This window comes from Cyanobium sp. A1C-AMD (genome assembly GCF_024346495.1).
GTDB classification, from domain to species: domain Bacteria; phylum Cyanobacteriota; class Cyanobacteriia; order PCC-6307; family Cyanobiaceae; genus Cyanobium_A; species Cyanobium_A usitatum.
In genome coordinates, this window is sequence record NZ_JAGQDB010000049.1 from 1 (window position 1) to 18,743 (window position 18,743).

Below are 18,743 nucleotides of genomic sequence, written 5' to 3' on the forward strand. Positions count from 1 at the left end.
AGGGAACTCCGCCGGTGATTAGCACAGGCAAGGTGGTATTCATCTCGCCGTACTTCGGCATGAGCGGCAACCAGGCGTCGCCGAACACGGTGCTTGTGAAGGCCTCGTTTCCCAACCTCACCGGCAAGCTCAAAACCGGCCAGTACGTGCGCAACCGGATCATCACTGGCAGCACCCGCCAGCTCTCGGTGCCGGTGCAGGCCGTGATGATGCAGGCTCAGCAGCCCTTCGTTTACCGCATTTTTCGGCTCAAGCAGGTGCTCGCCAAGATCCGGGCCTCCACCCAGATACCGGAAGCCCAGAAGCAGAAGCTGGAGGCTCTGCCGGCGGAAACGCCGATCGTGGTGCAGATGCCGGTGAAACTCGGCACCTTGCAGGACAACCGCTATCCCGTGATCTCGGGCCTAGTGGCCGGCGATCAGGTGGTGGTTAGCAACACCGCCCTGTTGCGCACCGGCATGCCGGTCAAGCTGGCCGGTGCTGCCCAGCCGGGTGTGAACTGAGGATCACCCATGTCGCTCTCCGATAACTTCATTAAACGGCCGGTTCTGACGACCGTTTGCAGCATTTTGATCGTGCTGATGGGCATCATCGCGATCCCAAGCCTGCCAATTGAGAACCTCCCCAACATCGCGCCGCCCCTGATTCAGGTGACGGCCAACTATGGCGGGGCCAACTCCGTGGTGACCGAACAGGCGGTGACCAATCCGCTCGAGCAGCAGATCAACGGTGTGCCGGGTGCCGCCTACATCTCCTCCACTAGCTCGAACACGGGGCAGAGCATCATTCAGGTTTATTTCAACGAAGACACTGATATCAACATCGACCAGGTGAACGTGCAGAACCGCGTGTCCCTGGCTATGCCCCAGTTGCCGCAGCAGGTGTCGGCCACGGGGGTGTCGGTGATGCAGAGCACGCCCTCGATCCTGCTGGCCTATCAGGTGACCTCAACCGAGGGACAGTTTGATTCGCCTTATATCAATGGCCTCATCTATGAGCAGCTCTATTACCAACTGGAACGGGTTCCCGGCGTCGCCCAGGTGAGCATGTTGGGCGGCAGCAATCCAGCTTTCTGGCTGTTTGTTGACCCCAACAAGCTCACGGCAAACCAATTGACCGCCGATCAGATCGTTAATGCTGTCAAGAGTCAAAACAGTGTTGCGATTGGCGGTCTGATCGGTGGCCCGCCAGCCGGAGGAGACCAGCTCTTCGCCTACCCGATCTTGGTGGCCGACAACGGCAACCTGATGTCGGTGGAGCAGCTTAACGATTTGATCGTGGGCAAGTCACCCCAGGGCAACCTGCTGCGGCTCCGGGATGTGGGTCAGGCCACATACGGCTTCAATACCTTTGCCCAGCAGGCCGTCAGTGTTGAAGGCAACCCAGCGATCACCGTGGCTGTGTTCCAGACCCCCGAGAGCAACGCGCTGGATGTGTCGGAAGCGGTCGTAGCGGTGATGGACCAGTTCTCCCAGACCGTGCCTGCGGGGATCACCGTGACGCAGATCTACAACATCGGCCAGTTCATCGAGTCGGCCGTGAGTGGGGTTACCGATGCCCTAGGCCTGGCGATCGTGCTGGTGCTGGTGATCCTGTTCCTGTTTCTGCAGAACTGGCGCGCCACGGTGGTTCCCAGCCTGGCGATTCCAATCTCCCTGATCGGCACCTTTGCCTTCATCAAGGCTTTTGGCTTTTCGATCAACCAGCTGACCCTGCTGGGCTTGGTGCTCGCCACCGGCCTGGTGGTGGATGACGCCATCGTGGTGATTGAGGCCGTCTCCAAAAACCTCGAAAGTGGCATGAGCCCGCGCAAGGCGGCGATGGAGTGCATGGGCAGCCTGATCGGCGCGTTGATTGCCACCTCCTTGGTGTTGATGGCGGTGTTCGTGCCGGTGGCCTTCTATCCGGGCGGCATCGGGATTATTTACAAGCAGTTTGCGCTCACGATCGCCTTCTCGATCGCCATCTCCACCTTCAACGCTCTCACCTTCTCGCCGATGATGTCGGCCCTGATCCTCAAGCAGGAGCAGCCCCCGAAGCCGAAGGGTTGGGGTTGGACGATCGGGGGCGTGGTGGTGGGTCTGGCCTTCGGTCGCTTCAGCGCGGCCTCCTTCGGCCCTGGTGCCTATGTGTTCGGGGTGGTGCTGTTCGGCATCGCCGGCAGCCGGCTGGCCCTGATCTTTGATCGCTTCAACAGCTTCTTTGCCTGGCTGCAGCAGCGCTATGCCGAGCTGCTGGGGGTGCTGATCCGCAAGCGCAAACTGGTGTTCTCCGGGTTGATCGGCGGCATCGTGCTCACCGCTCTGGCGTTTTCTGCTCTGCCTTCGGCGTTCATTCCGGAGGAAGATCAGGGCTACGGGGTGGGGATCTTCCAGCTGCAGAACGGTGCCTCCCTGACCCTCACCCAGCAGACAGGCCAGGAGATCGCCAAGGTGCTCAAGCAGGAGCCCGATATCACCGCGGCTTCGGTAATCAGCGGCTACGGCTTCAACGGCTCCAGCCCGGATCAGGGGGTGTTTTTCTTTGGCCTGAAGCCCCTGGAGGAGCGCAGTGGGGCCGATCAGAAGGCCCCGGCCATCGTGGCGAGGCTCAATGCCAAGCTCTCCAAAATAAGTAGCGGTCTGGTGGTGGCCGCCCAGCCCCCGGCAATTCCGGGCTTTTCGGCCCAGGGGGGCTTCTACTTCCAGTTCAACGATCTCAGCAACGGCTCCTACAGCTTCAACCAGCTCGATCGTCTGGCCCAGGAGTTGGTGGCCGCCGGCACCGCCTCGGATCAGTTTTCCAGCCTCTACACCCAGTTCATTCCCAGCGCGCCAGCTTTTGGGCTGAAGATTGATCGCTCGATCATGGGTACTCTGAATATCGACTTCCAGCAGGCGATGCAGACGATTGCTGTGCTCGCTGGTGGCAACTATTCCGGACTCACCTATGAGAACGGCCAGGTGCGCAACATCTATGTGCAGTCTGAGGCGTCTGGGCGCAGCACGTTAGAGGACGTGCTCAGCTATTACGTGCGAAACCGCGACAACAAGCTGGTGCAGGTAAGCGAGTTTGCCTCGTCTGAGCTCACCAGTGCGCCGCCGGTGATCAGCCACTACAACCTGTATCGCACCATTTTGGTGCAGGGCGCTGAAGCCATCGGCAAGAGCTCGGGACAGGCCCTCACGGCCATTCAGCAGATTTTTGAGAAGCTGGATTTCAACAACATCGGGTATGCCTTCACGGGCCTGGCGTCGTTGCAGCTGTCAGCCGGTAGTGCCAGCGTGCTGGTATTTGGCCTGGGTATTTTGATTGTTTATCTGGTGCTTTCGGCTCAGTACGAGAGCTATATCACGCCGGTGGTCATCCTGATGACGGTGCCGCTGGCCATGCTGGGTGCCCTGGTGTTCCTGGCTTTGCGCTCGATCGATCTCAACATCTATGCCCAGGTGGGGCTGGTGACCCTGATCGGTCTTGCGGCCAAGAACGGCATCCTGATTGTGGAGGTGGCCGAGGAGCATCTGAAGGAGGGCATGGGCGTCGTCGAGGCGGCCATGGCAGCTGCCGAATCCCGCATGCGGCCGATCCTGATGACGGCTATTGCCTCGTTGGCCGGTTTCCTGCCGCTGGTGGTGGCCACCACCGCTGGCGCCAACAGCCAGCAGTCGCTGGGCACCGTGATATTTGGAGGCCTGCTGGTGGCCACTGTGCTGTCCCTGGGCGTGGTGCCTCCCTTCTATGTGCTGATCAAGCAGCTGGAGGAGCGTTGGTTCGGGGAGGGTGGCCGAGGTGACGCCAGAACCGTGGTTGTTCCTACCATCTCTGGACAAGATTGATGGCTGCTGAGTCTCGCCAGTCAAAGCCCAAGGGGTTTGGCATGATGACAAGGATTGTCTATTTCCATCAAGCCATTTGTTTGGCCTTTTTTATATCCGGGTTGCGGCTCTCTTCAGTCCCTGCTGTCGAGGAGCTTGTGCTCCACCGCTTTGTGGGCATAGTGGTTTCGCTTGCCAGCCTGCTCGCCATGTTTGCTGTTGCAAACGGGAAGTCTCTGAAGGCTCTTAACTGGCTGCGAGTGGTTTTGTGGATTGGGGTTTTTAAGATCTTGATTGTTCAACTGTTGCTGCTTGGCCAAGGCGAAATTGGATTGTCCTCCTACACCCGTGCCATGTTGATCAATGAGTTGGTCGCAATTCCTCTTGCTTTGTACTGGTCTAGGCCCACTCACTTTCATTATCTCTCTTCCGTCGATCGCGGGACTGGCTCTACAGCGGCTTGAGCCTTTATTGCTGCTCGTAGGGAGTTGGCCTGGGTGCTGTTGGTGCGATGAACATTGAATAACGCGGAAGCCTGTGGTGGCCAGATGCATATGGCCAATAGTGAATTTGATATTGATTAAACGTCTTGGGTTAATCCGCTTTTGTTTCCTCAGATTGTACGCTCAAGATCATCATCCTCTGGACAAGGAAAATCAGTTGAGCGGCGCTCCATCCGGCCATCAAGACCCCGTTCACAGCTTCTCCCACGCTTAATAACTGCCAACATTTTGCCAGCGTGACATCTCCATAGCCAACTGTTGTGAATGTAATGCCGGAGAAATATATACTTTCTTCTAAGCCGTGAATCGCGCCGACCTGGCGATAGACCCATGCCCAGAGGAGAATTTCCAGGAATAATGTGGCCGCCGTCATGAGTGCGCCAATGGCAATCAACAAGTGGCGCCGTCCGCCGCTTGTTGAGAGCCAGGCGCTGAGACGTTTTGAGTGAACCAGGTCTGCCTGTATGGATGTCACTACTGTATGGATGATTGTTGTGGCAATGAACATTCCCAGCACGATGCCCGGGAGGCTGCCGATCTCAGGGCAGCGCAAAAGCTGGGGCGTCGTTGGATAGCTGCTTAAGACGATCCCGGCCGCTGATGCTCCGCCCAGTAGCACCCATTTCATGTGTTTCCACCTCATCTGACCGGTCAATCCTCGAAGTTACTTGTCGTGAATGGCATCAGCCAATCGCTAGAGAGCCACTGCGATTCCCGTGTTGGCTAACATGCCAGGAATCCTGGGGCAGGAGCTCGGCATAGCGGTGGCATGGGGACTGCGAGCATTTTGATGGATTCCGGCGCGAGAATCAACGGCTTCACGCGTCCGTTCCAGTTCTTTTGAATCTTTGATTGCATCCAGGCCGTCATCGTTGTGAGCATCTGCGCCAATCCCCTGGATTCACGCTTCGTAGAGTGTTGTGTGTGGGCAGCCTGAATTCTTTAGCGCGTCCTGGGCTTAATGATGGGTTTATTGAACAGTTATTTTGATCGTCCAGGTCTTCCTCAGCTGGCGCCGAGGTGGTCTCTGGGCTCCCCCATTGCGACCGACGGAGCACCAAGACTGCGGGCCTGATGCAACCCAGCCTCAGCGTCGGTGTCCGGGACTTCTTCCCTTATCGGTTGGCGAAGGAGATGATTCTTCGCAACACTGATTTCTGACATGGCTGATCCTGGGTCTGCCAGCCAGGGCCTCGGCGCCCTGCTTGGTGAGCTGGCCGCTTTCGGCCTGGCGATCGGCTTCTCGCCGCTTCACATCGGTCTGTTGCTGTTGCTGTTGCTCGGCCCCCGGCCGCTGCAGCGGGGCGGTTGGTTTGTAGCCGGTTGGCTGATCACCGCCGTTTTGGTGGTAACGCTGCTCACCACCGCCGGCCATGGACTGTTCCTCGGCATGGAAAAGGGCAGCAGCCACCGCACCGGCCTGGATCTGGTGGCTGCAGGCGTCCTGCTGGGGCTCGGGATGAAGGAACTGCTGAACAAAGGGGATGGGAGCGCAGAGCCCCCGGGTTGGACCCGCAAACTCGACCAGTTCTGCGCCATGCCGCTGCCGCTGCTGCTGGCGGTCAGTGCTGCCTTGGAGGTGGTCAGACCCGACGCTCTGTTTCTGTTCACCAAGACGGCCGGCAGCCTGTTGGCTGCCGGCCTGGGCACGGGCACAGAACTGCTCGCCACTGGTGTGTTCAGCCTGGTGAGCGCCAGCCTGCTGTTGATGCCGCTGTTGGCTCTGCTGTTGGCCGGCCCTGAGCGCGTGCTGGCGCTGTTGGAGCGGGGCAAGCAGTGGTTGTTCGCCAAAGGCGACCTGCTGGTGGGTCTAGTGAGCGTGGCCCTGGCGTTCTATCTGGGCTGGCAGGGCATCGAGGGCCTGCATCTGGGGTGAGCGAGAAGCATCGGGCTCTGGTGAAGCCCCAAGGGGGAAGGGGCGGCCCTCAGGTGATCACGGTGGGGCGATCCATCCCCGTGCGGGTTTTGATTTCGGCCAGTCCATCGATTGCCGTGATCAGCTCGCCGAGGGCGATTTGGGGATCCTGGCTGAGGTTGCCGCTAGGGGGCACATAGCTCTCCAGGTAAACCCGCAGGGTGGCTCCCTGGGTGCCGGTGCCGGAGAGGCGCAGCACCACTCGGCTGCCATCGTCGAGCAGCAGACGCAGGCCTTGGCCGCTGGTTAGGGAGCCGTCCACCGGATCGGTGTAGGCGAAGTCGTCGGCGGTAGCGACGCTGCGGCCGGCGAAGCTTTGGCCCACCAGCGCGGGCTGCATCTCCTTGATGCGGTTGTAGAGGCCGTGGGCGGCCTCGCTGGCGATGGCTTCGTAGTCGTGGCGAGAGTAGTAGTGCCGGCCGAAACGGCTCCAGTGCTCGGCCATGATCCTGCTCACCGGCGCCTGCTTCCTGGCCAGGATCTGCAGCCAGAACAGCACGGCCCAGAGGCCGTCCTTCTCGCGGATGTGGTTTGAACCCGTGCCGAAACTCTCCTCACCGCAAAGGGTGATCCGCCCCGCGTCAAGCAGGTTGCCGAAGAATTTCCAGCCCGTTGGCGTTTCGAAGCAGGCCAGACTAAGCTCCTTTGCCACCACATCGGTGGCGGCGCTGGTGGGCATTGAGCGAGCCACACCGGCAAGGCCATCGGCGTAGCCCGGGGCCAAGGTGGCGTTGGCGGTGAGCACCGCCAGGCTGTCGCTCGGGTTCACGAAGCAGCGAGCCCCCAGCACCATGTTGCGGTCGCCGTCGCCATCGCAGGCGGCACCGAATTTGTAGGCATCGCTGCCCATCAGCAGCTCGGCCAGGTCGTGGGCGTAGGTGAGGTTGGGATCGGGGTGGCCGCCGCCAAAATCTTCCAGGGGGATGCCGTTGCGCACTGTGCCCGCGGGAGCGCCGAGCAATTCCTCGAAGATCCGGCTGGCGTAGGGGCCGGTCACCGCGTGCATGGCATCGAAGGCCATCGGAAAGTCGCCCCGCAGCAGATCGCCGATCTGGTCGAAGTCGAACAGGCGCTGCATCAGCGCTACGTAGTCGTCGACGCCATCAATAACCTCAACCTGCAGGTCGCCAATGCGGCTGAGCCCTGGCGTTGAGAGGTCGGGATCGCTGCCGCCTGCGCAGATCCGATAGCCGCCTAGTTCCAAGGTGGCGGCGTAAATCGCGTCGGTGATCGATTCCGGCGTGGGGCCGCCGTTGGCGCCGTTGATCTTGACGCCGAAATCGCCATCGGGGCCGCCGGGGTTATGGCTGGCCGAGAGGATCACCCCGCCTACGGCGCCGTGTTGACGTATCAGGTGGGAGGCGGCTGGGGTGGAGAGGATGCCGCCGGTGGTGGTAATCAGCCGGGCCACGCCATGGGCGGCGGCCATGCGGGCGATCACGCTGATGGCTGCGAGGTTGCCGTAGCGACCGTCACCTCCCACTACCAAGGTGCCACCGGCCACGCCTGGCAGCACCTGCAGGCTCGCTTCGATGAAGCTCTCTAGGTAGTGGGGGGTCTGGAACTGGCGACTGCTCTTGCGCAGACCGGAGGTGCCGGGCTTCTGGTCGCTGAAAGGCTGGATCAGGGAAATCTGCCGAATGCTCACGGGATTACTGCTGGTCATCGGCCGAATCCACAGGGGCACTGGGGCACCAAATTAGCCTTGGCTTGTCACCTTCCCAGAACTGACTAGCTTCCAAGGGAAGGCAGTTGAATGGGGACAGGGGTGTTGGCCGAAAACAGGTTTGCCAGCGGGCACATTTGGAGAGTGGCTTGCTTAGCTGGCTTGGTGCTGACAGCCAGCTCCTTGGCGGCCACAGAAGCCGGCCGGGCGGCAGTGATGGGGGGAGCCCGCGCCCTTCCTTTGGCGGAGGCGGTGCAGCGCAGTCGGTTGGCAGCTGAAGCCGTGATCCAGCGACGCGGCAAGGAAACCTGCCTGCGCGGCAAGCTCACCAATGCCTTACTGGGCCTGTCTGCCAGCTGTGAAGTTGCTGCTCAGAAGGATGGTCTCTGTGCCTTGGCCGATCAGGCGGTGGTGCAGGTCGGCTGGTCGCTGGCTTTTATGGACAGCACTGCCCAGCAGGTGCTGAACCTGATCGAGAGCCAGCCGGGATCGGGATCAGGACCAGGACCAGGATCAGGACCCCGGAATTAGGTTGAACACACCTTTTTTCTCCTTGGGTTTGGTGTCGGTTTTGCTCGGGGCGACCGAGCGGGTCTGCTGTTTGCAGAAGGGGATCACGTCCTGGCCGGCTCGGTTGAGAGCTTCGCGCCTTTCAAAAGTGTTTGTGGTAGCTGGCTTTGCCCGTTCGCGGATCGTCCAGATGGCGTCCTTGCAGGTGGCGCCAAGGCGGGGGTGATCCATCAGCGGATCGGCCATGGTGCTTGCCTTGCCGCAGGCTTCAATTGTGTTTTCTCTTCCGCAGGCGAAGGTTTGGAGCTGGAGCTCTCGCAACAGTTCCATGGAGGGGTATGGCGGGTCCTTGGGTGCTGCCTGTAGGGGGGCAGCCAGCAGGGCGATCAGGCCAAGGGCAAGTGCGGGATCAATCCGAGGCGCGGCCATGGTTCCACCGGGGTTGCCCCCATCATGGCGGTCCTGGCAGCTGGGCTAGTCCCTGGCGCAGCGGTTGTTGCTGCTGTCTCCAGTGGGCTGCGATCGCGGGACCCACAAGGGGTGCGGCGATCGCCAGAGCCCCCCGCAACCAACCCTGCTGCCGCAACTGCTCTCCCCGGGCTGCTTCGGCAGCCTGCAGGGTTTGCATGCTGATGATTTCGGGCCGCCGCTCCGCCTCAATTTGGACGGCCACCCCATCAAGGGCAGCGCCGCTGCAGCCACTGCTGAGCAGAGGCAACAACCGCATGGCGGCTACCCAGGCATCACGCAGGGCCATGTTGATGCCCTGGGCTCGCACCGGTCCCATCGGGTGGGCCGCATCGCCAAGCAGTAGCAGGCCCGGGTGGCACCAGCGCTCCGCTAGTCCCACTTGCACCGTCAGCCGGCTGGGCGCCCCCAACCCGCCGCGCCACTGCCGTAGCCAGGCCGCTAACTGAGGCGGACTCAAGGCTGCCATCCGCTCGATCCAGCCTTCTCTGCTGAGCTCGGGTGTGGCTTGAGACTTGCCCATAACCCAACCCAGCTGAACGCCGCCGCTGGCGCTTTCGAAAGCGCTGAAAACCCCCTGGGGCCCCACCAGGGTGGTGAAGGAGCCCGCTAAAGGCGAGGCGGCGGGACTGGCCAGTTGAAACCAGAGCAAGTCGATCGGGCTGGGGCTGCTCTGCAGCGCTAGTCTTGCCTTCTGGCGCACTAGGGAGCCCCGGCCATCGCAGCCGACGACAAGGTCGGCAGTTAGCTGACGGCCATCGCGCAGTTGCACCCCCGCCACCCGCTCCTGCTGCCACAGCAGGTCAACCACCGGTTGGCCCCGCTCAATCGCAAATGAGGGGTAGGTGCTGCCCCGTTTCAGCAGGGCCTCCAGCAGGGCCGGCTGGCTCACCAGGGTGCAGGGCCGGCTCGGATCGCCGCCGAGGGGCTCGGTGGCGGTGAATAGCTCCTGGCCATTCACCACGAAGCGCCATTCCACCAGGGGCCGGTGGGGCAGGCCTGGAATCAGCTCGAGCAGCCCCATGGCCGCCAGGGCCTCTAGCCCGGAGGGCATCAGCGCTTCGCCGCGGAATTGACGCTCCAGGTTGGTGCCGGCCTCTACCAGGATTACGGCCATACCGCCACGGGCCAGCAGTAGGGCCAAGCTTGCCCCCGCTGGTCCGGCACCCACCACCACCACCTTGGGGCGGTGGCTCAAGGGGCCACTCAAACGAAGGAGTTGTAGTTGCGAGTGCCGCCGCTCACCGGGTCGACATGGCCCGTCAACTGGCTTTTCTTGCTGAGCAAATATTCCACCAGCTCCTGCTGAACGGCCAACAGTTCATTGGTGCAGCCGCGGAATGCAGCCCGGTGGCGTATTTCATCGTGCCGGGTGTGCAGGTCGCGCAGCATCAGCTGGATGGCATCCAGGGTGGCCGACGTGTTGCGGGAGGCCGGCGGGGCATTCAAGGCACGCTCCGTTCCACTGACCATGGCCACAGCATTGAGGGGAAGGCCAAGCGTAGGAGGGGGGCCGCCTGGATCACGGCTCCCGATCAGCAGTCGCCAAACAGGGTGCTGGACACCTGATGGAATGTTTCAAAGGTGTCTTGGTGATCCAGCCCGCTCACTGCCAGGGAGACGGTCTGCTGGCGGGGGTTGCATTCCACTGCCAGGCTCACTGCCCTGGCGCCATGGTCGGCATGGAAAGCGGCGCTCTGGCCGTCAACGGCGTAGAGGGTTTCGGGGGCGTGGGTGAAGCCGAGCTGGTTGGCCAGCAGGCTGATGCCGGCGAGGGACTGGGCCAGACTGCCGTCGCAGCGGATGGCAGTGGTGTAGACCACCGGCGCAGCTGGGGTGGTGTCCTCACCCGGCAACACCAGGGAGCTCGCCAACGACTTCATCAGGCTGCCGGTCTTCGCCAAGGTCTTCATCGGCGTCGTAGGCCATCCGAACTATTAGACTTTAGGAGCAGATCACTAGATGTGGTGTTTGGGGTTGCCAGGGGCCCACATATGGTGGGTGGAGCGCCCATCCCCCTCTTTCCCGACTCAGCTGCGCTGAACCCAGCTCTCGCCAGACGAGCGACCTTGCCTGTCCGACTCGGATCAAGGAGGTAGAACGTTTATTTGGATATTTCTTTGCTGACGAAGCAATTGCGACCCCTGGCTTTGCTTCATAGAGCAAATTGTCAAGCTCTTGAATCACGTCTTCAAAAATGACTTTAACGCCAGAAGCGCAATAAAGTATGCCTGCACTCATTAAGATGCCTTCAGGGAAATCAGAGGCTCGTTTCGCTTGGCTTCGAAGACCGTCTTGAATGGCGCTGAGCCAACTTATGGTTTCATCGGGCAACTGCGAGGGAATGGCGATAACAAATTCGTCGCCGCCAAATCTTGCGGCAAATGCCTGATCTCCTAATTGCGCTGATAATGCAGCTCCAACCCGCTTCAGAGCCTCGTCTCCTCTTGCGTGTCCGTAGTTGTCATTGATCAACTTGAAGTTGTCAATGTCAATCATGATCAGGCTAATAGGCTCCTGTGCCTGAGTCTTTAGTCGCAATTTCTCGAGCTGCTCAATGAATGCGTTTCTTCGCAGGCATCCTGTGAGCTCATCGATGTTGGCGCTGGCGTGCAAACGACTGTTTGCCTGTTTCAGGATCTCGAGCTGACGTCTTTCCCATGGATGGGCGTTGGCCGAATTGAGGTTGCTAGATGCGGCTTCCTCACTGAGGGCATCCCGTTGGGCTTGGCCTGAGAGCTGGGCAACCATGCCTGTCACCTCTATGGCTGTGCCATAGGTGCCGATCACCTCTCCATTCTGATTGCGACGGGATCGGGCGGTGTAGGCCAAAATAACAGGCTGCCCATCAATACGTAAGTGCTTAGTGATGTGGTTGTTTACTGAGTCACCAGCTAGTAATCTCTGAAATATCTGCAGGTCGTAAGGCAATTGATCAGAGTCAACTCTTTCGGTAAAGAAACGACCTAGCAGGCCTTCGGGGGGCGATGCCGTAAATGGCATTGCACGCAGAGTTAAGGTATGACCATTTCCCTTCAATGTCGACCTCCCAGAATAGATCTGGATGGCTCTCTATCAGCTCTTGTGGGAAATTAAGATTTGACGCAAATTTGGGAAGATGATTATGGCTATTTTGGGGCGGGCAGGCCGTGCTTGCTAAATAGTTATTCCGAGAATTCTCGGGTGAGGTATCGGCGTCAGTCATGTATTGATCGTTTTGTAAGTGTTAGGGAGTAGGCATCCGCTGGGCCGCGGAGGCGTGCTGGGGCTCAAATTCAAATGCTCTGCATTTTAATTGTTTTGTGCCATTATGCATCGTCTTAGTGTGACGCGTAGTAAATCTTATGGCCAGGCATGGGTTAAGGTTCTGAAGTGTTCTATGCATAGCTTGCATAGAGACCTGGCTTCCAGTGTTATTGGTACATCTCAGCGATCCCAGTTCTCCCCTGAGCCAATATTTAGAACTGAGGTGGTGTGAGTTTGGCTTGAACCCCTCTGAACACTGCTGCCCCGAGCAATTGCTTGTGCACCATTCCTTCAATGTATGGGCAATGAATTCAGGTTCAATGTTCATGCGCCGATGGGTGACTGCCGATACCTCCAATTCTGGCTGCTGTCGCTGATCAGCAGATCAGCAAGCCCAAGTTCCACTACGCAGGTGGCGGTATCAGCGGCTCCTGCGTAGATCAGCAGTGAATCCTCCTGTTGGATGATGCCAGTGGGGAACACCACATTTGGCACAAATCCCAGACGTTCATACTCCATCTCTGGTGCCAATATCTGCTCTCCTGCGCTGAGAATCTTCGAGGGCTGATCGAGATCCAAAAGCAGCTTTCCAGCCCCATAGCTGCCGATGCCGCTTTCACCTTCGCCCTTATTGTTGCCGTGATAGATCACCAACCATCCCTCCTTTGTGCGGATCGGTGGTGTGCCCGCGCCGATGCGGCCGCAATCCCAGCCTGCACTAGAGCCCAGCAGGGGCTGGTGCTTGCCCCAATGCAGTAGATCGGGTGATGAGGCCAGCCAAATCTCCGGACGGGAAAAATCATGGGCAGTGGTGGGCCGATGCAGCGCGAAATACTGGCCGCCGATAAGCTCCGGGAACAGCACCACATCCTTGTTTTCCGGGCAGAAGATCGGCCCGTGGAACTTGAAGGAGCTGAAATCAAGTGTAGAGGCCAAAGCTGTTGCCGCACCGTGGGGGGATACGGCTACATAGGTGATATAAAAATGACCATCAATTGGCGTGATGCGGGGATCCTCGATGCCATAGCTCTCACAGCCGAGGCTGGGCCGGAGGATTTGCTGCTCACTGGGCTCGATCTGGCGACCGTCGGCGCTGCGAACCACGCGCAGATGGGAGGTGGAAGTGAGCCGCAGCAGGCCCGTTTTCCTGATCTTCACTACCCTGGCATCTTCAACAATCAATTCCTGCTCAGCCAGCCAATCGATAACTATTTTTCCTGCCTCCAGATCCCAGCGCGGCAAACCCACGAAACCCGGCCGGATCTGCCTAGGCGCCTCGGCAACCCTGATAATTAGCACAACTCCCTGCTCCGTTGTGACGGCGCCTGGATTGAAGGCGCCAACAACTCGCATGTCTTGCTGAGAAGGTGCAAGCTGCTCAGGGGTCAGCAGGCAGCTGCTAAATAAACGGGGTCTCATCCGCCAGGCTCAGCTAGCTGCGTTGCCGCGCAGGCCATGGCGAGGGAGTTGCGGCCATTCTCCTCAGTGATCAGCCGTTGATGGGAACGATCTGCAATCCAGGCGATCTGGTCGGCGAACAGTGCCCGCAGTAGCTCGCAATAACGGCGCATCTTCTCGGCCTCCAATCCAGCATGAAGATCGATCTTCTGATAGGTGTCAAAGTCTTTGTGGCGTCCACGGGCTAGGCGCTTAGAGCCGCTATAGCTTTCGAGAACATCAAGCCTGGCGTCAGGGAAGATCTGCATCAACCTGCGCGATTGCTCTTCATCCACCACGGCCCGCAGCCGGACCCGAGTAGGTACCCATTCCTCCAGGGTCAATTCACCGTGTTCAAATAGCAGCCTGAATTCCTGGCGCTCCAGCCGCGCCGGCTGGGTGAAGCCGTGATAGAAGTTGATTAGGGCACCATTGCCGTAGCGCACCACGCACTGCACCTGCTCCTCAATGCCGGAGCCTGGGCGCAGAGTCCGCTGGGAGGAGACAACCTCTCCCTTCCCCAGCCAACCTTCGAACAGATCGAAGAAATGCACGCCATGTTCAATGAAGATGCCGCCACTTTTGCTGCGATCCCAGAACCAGTGCTCGGCTGAAAGCCCCTCATCGCCGGCGGCATTATCAAACCAGCCATGCAGGCACTCGCCGATCACCTTGGAATCGATCAGTTGGCGCACGGCCTCAAATAGCGGGTTGTAGCGCTGCATCAGGTTGGCGATGCAGAGGCGATCGCGGGAGCGGGCCAGCTGCAATAGCTCATCAGCTTGGGCCAGGCTTAGCGCCAGCGGCTTCTCGCAGATCACATGCTTGCCTGCCTCCAGTGCTGCACGCACCTGGGCGTAATGGAGGAAGGGCGGCGTGGCGATGTAAACAAGGTCAACCTGATCAAGTTGGAGCAGGCTTTCCACCTCCAGGGTTTCAGTAACTCCGAAACGGCGGGCCATGGCGAGGGCCGCCTCTCGATGGGTGCCAGCCATGGCCACCAGCTCGGCCCCCTCAACTTGTAGAAACTGCTGGAGGGCAAACAGGCCAAACCCTCCCGCTCCTATGGCGCCGATGCGGATCTTATTCATGGCTTGGGGATTGAATGGCGAGCGAGTTCGAGTAGTCGCATTTCCTGCAGAGCCAGGAGGAAGGCCAGGGTTGATTCGGCACCCTGGTTCATGTTGACGCTGTCGTCTTGAAGACCGTCAAAGCAGCCGCCAGTGCGTGCGTCATAGAGCGGCAGGTGCAGGTCGTTGTCGCCTATGAACCAGGCAAAGGCTCGCCAGGCCTCGCGGAGCCAGAAGCTATCGCCCGTAGCTGACCAGGCCTCAACGCAGGCCGAAACTGAAGCGCAGGCCTCCAGTGGTTGCTGGTCGAAGGTGGCCCGCTGCTGGCCCCGGCGGTAGAAGCCATTGGAACCAATTGGTCTGAAATGGCCAGCTTCAGCGGTTTGCTCTGCCATCAACCAGCGCAGACTGCGCAGACCCACATCAAGGGCTTCGCTTCGATTTGACCAGCGGCCGCTGAGGATCAGGGCGTGCGGCAGTGAAGCATTGTCGTAACTGAGCACCTGCTCAAACCAGGGCCATTCATCAGCGGAGTTCTGATTGAAGGCCATCAGCAACTGATCGGTGAGGGTATCGCGCATCAGATCGACGGTTCGATCGCCACTCAGCTTGCGCAGATACTCGTGGATAGCCTTGAGTCCAAGGGCCCAAGCCCGTGGGCTTGTTGTTTTGGTGACCGAGGGCAACGCCATCTGAAACAGATCCACTGCCCAGTGACGCAAATCATTGCGGCGGGATCTCCCCACACAGGCAGCCAGGGCTAGCAAGGTGCGGCCCAGGCAATCATCGGAGCCGTCTTCATCGAGCCAGGTGCGCTCGAAGCTCATGAAGTTATGAAATCGGCACGTTCCCGGGATGTAGGCATAGTTAATGAACGATGCATAACAAGTGGCCAGTGCTTGTACATCGGGCGTGGCGTCGCCCGATTCTTCCAGCATTACAAGTAATTGCAGTGCGCGAACATTGTCATCCGTACAATATCCTTCCTTGAAATTGGGGAACGTGAATTTGGCGTGCTGATAAATACCTGTTGAATCCGAGATTCTCTTCAGGTGCTCAATCCTCAGGGCTGGAAGCTCGCGCGGTTCCTGCTCCAGGGGCTTGATGGGGGAGTGCAGTACCACTCCGTTGCCACGCTCTAGTCTGGCGCGCTCAAATGAGCTGGCATAAAGTTCAGCCACCTGACTCCAGATCATGCCCCTACCCAGTAGGTAGGCCTGCTTGCGCATGGCATGTCTACGCACTTCATCGATCAACAAACCGATCAGTGCATCGGCAATTGCATCACTGTTGTGAAAGGGCACTAACACGCCCCGGTCTTCAGCAAGCAGCTCTTCTGCGTGCCAGTAGGGGGTGGAGATCACCGCCTTGCCGCAACCGAAGGCATAGGAGAGGGTGCCGGAGGTGATCTGATCACGGTTGAGATAGGGAGTGATATAAATATCCGCAACACCAAGAAAATCTTTAAGCTCTTCAGCGCTCACAAACCGGTTGTAAAAGATCACCTGCTTTCTCACCCCAAGCTCAAGGGCAAGCCTCTCAAGACTTAAGCGATAGGTTTCGCCCTGCTCGCGTAGCAGGTGGGGATGGGTGGCACCCAATACGATATAGACGACCTCGGGGAACACCTTGACCACCTCAGGTAAGGCCCGGATAACGTTTTCTATCCCCTTGGCTGGCGAGATCAGCCCAAAGGTAAGAAGAACTTTTTTGCCCTCAACACCAAACTGATCTTTGTAATAGTTGGGATCTACAAACGGCATGTCTGGCACGCCATGGGGGATCACATCAAGATGATCTGCTTGCAACCCGTAGATTTCCTCAAGAATTCGGCGTCCCCTTTCACTCATCACAATGATCCGTGATGAAAGTGCCACGAGCTCTTTCATTACATGCAGATGTTCGGCGCTGGGCTCCTCCAGAATCGTATGGAGTTGGGTAACCACAGGGATATGGACATGGCGTAAAAGAGTAAGGATATGGTTGCCAGCCGGCCCGCCATAGATGCCAAACTCGTGCTGGAGGCAGATGACATCGGTGTCGGTGAGATTCAGAAAATCGGCAGCGCGGCGATAGCTGCTCAAATCCTGTTCTGCAATCTCAAAACGAACTTCCGGTGGATAGGCGTAGCCTTCGGGAACGTCGTTTACCGCAACGATGAAGCATTCGTTGTCGGCTGCGTCGTCGGAGAGAGCTCGATAAACCGAGTGTGAGAAGGTAGCGATCCCACATTTTCTTGGCAGATAGTCGCCAATGATTGCAATTTTTCGAGTAGATCTTGGCTTCAAGGATATTTCTCCAGTGGGTTGGCCTTCAATTCTCGTAATAACTCCTTAACGGATACGGTGGCAAAAGTGGCTGACTGATCGCTCATGGCGTAAGGTATGATCAGCTTATCGGCATGGATTAGTGATCCGCAGCTATAGACAACATTCGGAACATATCCCTCTCTCTCCTGCTGAGTTGGCTCTAGCAGGGGCTCCTTGAGGCGGCCGATCACCTGGCCGGGATCGTTAATGTCGAGCAGAATCGCACCTATGGTGTATCTACGCATCGGCCCAACACCATGGGTCAGTACCAGCCAGCCAGCTTCGGTTTCGATTGGGGAGCCACAGTTGCCAATCTGAACGAACTCCCAGGGGTAGGTGGGCCGCATCAAAATACGCTTTTCGTACCAGAAGTGCAGCTGGTCTGAATACATCAGATAGATATTCTCTCCATCCTGCCTGGAAAGCATGGCGTAAGAGCCTCCCAGTTTCCTTGGGAATAGGGCCATGCCCTTATTTGCCACTTCAGGGCCGTTTAAGGTGCTTATTTTGAACTGGGTGAAGTCTTTGGTTTCCAGCAACTGAGGGAAGACAAGCTGACCGTCATAGGCGCTATAGGTCGCATAATAGGTAGTTTGACCGTCTTCCTTGAAGGCAACAAATCGTGCATCTTCAATGCCTCGACTTTCGGTAGGAGAGGTGGGGAAGATAGCCCGCTCTGAGCAGTCGTCACCTGGGTCGAAGCTGAGCTCGTAGTTTGCGCGTGCCAGCGATAGTACGCTTTCCACTATCTGCGCGCTGTCTGTATTGGCGAGACGATCACTGCGTAGGACCTGGTTGGTTAGCTGCTTGAGTTTCTCAAAGCTGAAAGAATCAGGTAGCTGATCCATCAGCCGCTGAGCAAGATGCGAAAGCAAGCCCATTTCAACAAGCTTTTGCTCGAAAAGATGCTTGTCATAGCTTGGGTTTGGATGCACATCAGCAGCTGCCACAAAGGGGCTCGGCTGATCGAGGGCGATGCCTCCCTGTCGGTCGATTACGCCAGTGCGAAAAACAATTGAGGAGATATGGCCTTCGCCCGTCGCCCGTAGGCTTAGGAGAAAGCGCATGCTGCCTTCATCGATTCCCGACTGATCCGGATGCCGCACGATTGACGGATTGAAGAGAGCCGCCGCTTCAAGGGAATATTCCAGCGTGAAATAGGCACCGATCAGCAGCCTTTCGCAGCGGTTAAGAGGCCGATCGGTGATCAGATGCTCGCTCACATGGCCGAAACGAGTGAGCAGAAAGGCCTGCAACTTTTCATGGCGGCCTTCAAAGCTCTCCAGCATGATGGAGGCTTCGCGCTCCGCCTCGGAGCGGCTTAGGGCCATGACCCGAGCAACAATTCGTTGAATGCGTTCCCTGCCACTCGTTTCGAAGGCCCTTAAAAAAACCCGCGAAGGGTCCGGTCGAATTTGAATATTTGTTCTGTTGACCTGAAGTGACATAGTTTATAGCCTGCCTTAGGGATCAAAAAAGCTAGAAATAAAAAGGTCGGGTTAAAAAAGGTATGAATATTGTTGCCTTTGTGTTTGGTGCCCGTTCAGGCCTGGATTAGCGCTGCGAATATTTGCCTTCCTTCACCCTAGATGCTGGTTTCAATTCTGGTTGCATTTCAGGTAAAAAATACTTGCGATAAGGTCCCTTGATGCTGCGATTTCAGTAGCGGACTCGCTCTCGTCTCCAGTGGCCGTCCGTACGTTGATTCCGGTTCAGCGGCTGCAGAACGAGTAACCCCTCCGCAGGGTCCCCCTCTGCCAGGAAAGTTGACGCCTCTCCATCTCGACCACTTTTTCCACCAGGGGGCTTGATGGAGCAGAGCAAT

Annotated in this window: 16 protein-coding genes; 5 read left to right on the top strand and 11 right to left on the bottom strand. The window is 58.5% G+C overall.

Features of this window, described 5'->3' with window-relative positions; translation table 11 throughout:
- The 3 genes from KBY74_RS09155 to KBY74_RS09165 all read left to right on the top strand — a co-directional run.
- The coding region (locus KBY74_RS09155; protein WP_396123171.1) for an efflux RND transporter periplasmic adaptor subunit at positions 1 to 503 on the top strand (503 nt) is incomplete at its 5' end.
- Between the two features lie 9 nt (positions 504 to 512).
- The gene (locus KBY74_RS09160; RefSeq protein ID WP_254942428.1) at positions 513 to 3,815 is read left to right on the top strand and encodes an efflux RND transporter permease subunit; all 3,303 of its coding nucleotides are present in this window, start codon (positions 513 to 515) and stop codon (positions 3,813 to 3,815) included.
- A complete protein-coding gene (locus KBY74_RS09165) occupies positions 3,815 to 4,258 on the top strand; it encodes a hypothetical protein (RefSeq protein ID WP_254942429.1) in 444 nt (147 codons plus the stop codon). Before KBY74_RS09160 ends, KBY74_RS09165 begins: the two co-directional genes overlap by 1 nt.
- Positions 4,259 to 4,388: 130 nt before the next feature.
- On the opposite strand, the gene KBY74_RS09170 is transcribed toward KBY74_RS09165, so the two are convergent.
- Positions 4,389 to 4,952 (bottom strand): potassium channel family protein, encoded by a 564-nt coding sequence (locus KBY74_RS09170; RefSeq protein ID WP_254942430.1) that lies wholly within the window; start codon positions 4,950 to 4,952, stop codon positions 4,389 to 4,391.
- A gap of 507 nt (positions 4,953 to 5,459) precedes the next feature.
- On the opposite strand from KBY74_RS09170, the gene KBY74_RS09175 reads away from it, so the two are divergent.
- Positions 5,460 to 6,173, top strand: a complete 714-nt coding sequence (locus KBY74_RS09175) for a GAP family protein (RefSeq protein WP_254942431.1) — start codon at positions 5,460 to 5,462, stop codon at positions 6,171 to 6,173.
- A 49-nt stretch (positions 6,174 to 6,222) separates the two neighbouring features.
- On the opposite strand, the gene KBY74_RS09180 is transcribed toward KBY74_RS09175, so the two are convergent.
- Positions 6,223 to 7,878 (bottom strand): alpha-D-glucose phosphate-specific phosphoglucomutase, encoded by a 1,656-nt coding sequence (locus KBY74_RS09180; RefSeq protein ID WP_254942432.1) that lies wholly within the window; start codon positions 7,876 to 7,878, stop codon positions 6,223 to 6,225.
- A 165-nt stretch (positions 7,879 to 8,043) separates the two neighbouring features.
- Here KBY74_RS09180 and KBY74_RS09185 point away from each other — a divergent pair, with 165 nt between their 5' ends.
- Complete coding sequence (locus KBY74_RS09185) at positions 8,044 to 8,409, top strand: hypothetical protein (RefSeq protein ID WP_254942441.1); 366 nt, start codon at positions 8,044 to 8,046, stop codon at positions 8,407 to 8,409.
- Here KBY74_RS09185 and KBY74_RS09190 read toward each other — a convergent pair.
- From KBY74_RS09190 to KBY74_RS09230, 9 genes are all read right to left on the bottom strand, one after another.
- The gene (locus KBY74_RS09190) at positions 8,392 to 8,817 is read right to left on the bottom strand and encodes a hypothetical protein (protein ID WP_254942433.1); all 426 of its coding nucleotides are present in this window, start codon (positions 8,815 to 8,817) and stop codon (positions 8,392 to 8,394) included. The genes KBY74_RS09185 and KBY74_RS09190 overlap by 18 nt on opposite strands.
- A 22-nt stretch (positions 8,818 to 8,839) precedes the next feature.
- A complete protein-coding gene (locus tag KBY74_RS09195; protein WP_254942434.1) occupies positions 8,840 to 10,054 on the bottom strand; it encodes an FAD-dependent monooxygenase in 1,215 nt (404 codons plus the stop codon).
- 8 nt (positions 10,055 to 10,062) lie between these two features.
- On the bottom strand, positions 10,063 to 10,305 hold the full coding sequence (locus KBY74_RS09200; RefSeq protein ID WP_315859053.1) for a hypothetical protein: 243 nt from the start codon (positions 10,303 to 10,305) through the stop codon (positions 10,063 to 10,065).
- 86 nt (positions 10,306 to 10,391) lie between these two features.
- Positions 10,392 to 10,769: a hypothetical protein gene (locus KBY74_RS09205; protein ID WP_254942435.1), complete on the bottom strand. Its 378-nt coding sequence runs from the start codon at positions 10,767 to 10,769 to the stop codon at positions 10,392 to 10,394.
- A 31-nt stretch (positions 10,770 to 10,800) separates the two neighbouring features.
- On the bottom strand, positions 10,801 to 11,859 hold the full coding sequence (locus KBY74_RS09210; RefSeq protein ID WP_254942436.1) for a GGDEF domain-containing protein: 1,059 nt from the start codon (positions 11,857 to 11,859) through the stop codon (positions 10,801 to 10,803).
- 567 nt (positions 11,860 to 12,426) lie between these two features.
- Positions 12,427 to 13,521 (bottom strand): glycoside hydrolase family 130 protein, encoded by a 1,095-nt coding sequence (locus tag KBY74_RS09215; protein ID WP_254942437.1) that lies wholly within the window; start codon positions 13,519 to 13,521, stop codon positions 12,427 to 12,429.
- The gene (locus KBY74_RS09220) at positions 13,518 to 14,630 is read right to left on the bottom strand and encodes a Gfo/Idh/MocA family protein (protein ID WP_254942438.1); all 1,113 of its coding nucleotides are present in this window, start codon (positions 14,628 to 14,630) and stop codon (positions 13,518 to 13,520) included. Before KBY74_RS09220 ends, KBY74_RS09215 begins: the two co-directional genes overlap by 4 nt.
- A complete protein-coding gene (locus KBY74_RS09225) occupies positions 14,627 to 16,897 on the bottom strand; it encodes a glycosyltransferase family 4 protein (RefSeq protein ID WP_254942439.1) in 2,271 nt (756 codons plus the stop codon). Before KBY74_RS09225 ends, KBY74_RS09220 begins: the two co-directional genes overlap by 4 nt.
- The gene (locus KBY74_RS09230) at positions 16,894 to 18,249 is read right to left on the bottom strand and encodes a glycoside hydrolase family 130 protein (RefSeq protein WP_254942440.1); all 1,356 of its coding nucleotides are present in this window, start codon (positions 18,247 to 18,249) and stop codon (positions 16,894 to 16,896) included. Before KBY74_RS09230 ends, KBY74_RS09225 begins: the two co-directional genes overlap by 4 nt.
- Positions 18,250 to 18,743: the final 494 nt, after the last annotated feature.